This window comes from Couchioplanes azureus (assembly GCF_014648355.1).
Classification (GTDB): domain Bacteria; phylum Actinomycetota; class Actinomycetes; order Mycobacteriales; family Micromonosporaceae; genus Actinoplanes; species Actinoplanes azureus.
In genome coordinates, this window is record NZ_BMQY01000047.1 from 1 (window position 1) to 664 (window position 664).

At 75.3% G+C, this 664-nt stretch carries 1 protein-coding gene; it reads left to right on the forward strand.

Annotated elements, in window-relative coordinates; translation table 11 throughout:
- On the forward strand, positions 1-664 hold a 664-nt coding region (locus IEY99_RS33810; RefSeq protein WP_189208198.1), incomplete at both ends, for an AMP-binding protein.

Below are 664 nucleotides of genomic sequence, written 5' to 3' on the forward strand. Positions count from 1 at the left end.
GGCCACCGCACGCGAGCTGCCCGACCTCGACGTGCCCGCGGTGTCGCTGGATTCCGCCGACGTGGCGGCGCAACTGAGAGACGAAACCGACACCGAGGTGGTCCGGTCCCTCTCCACGGACAACATCGCCTACGTCATCTACACCTCCGGCTCCACCGGCCGCCCCAAGGGGGTGGCCGTCAGCCATCGCGGCATCGCGAGCCTGGCCGCGGCCAAGGCCGGCCGGTACGGGATCGGCCCGCACAGCCGGGTCCTGCAGTTCGCCTCGCCCAGCTTCGACGCGGCCGTCGCGGACATGTGCCCGGCGCTGCTGTCCGGCGCGGCGCTCGTGGTGCCCTCCGCGGGGCGGCTCGCCGTCGGCCCGCAGCTCAGCGCCACGATCGCCGAGACCGGCGTCACTCACGTGACCCTGCCCCCGGCGGCGCTCGCCGTCCTGCCGGAGGGCGCCCTGACCGGCGTGACGTCGCTGGTGGTGGCCGGTGAGGCGCCCTCCGCCGAGGTGGTCGCCCGGTGGTCCGCCGGCCGGACCATGGCCAACGCCTACGGCCCCACCGAGACCACGGTCTGCGCGACTATCAGCCGCCCGCTCGGCGCCGGGGAGGTACCGGCGCCGATCGGCGGCCCGATCGCCAACACCCGGGTGTACGTGCTGGACGCGCGCCTG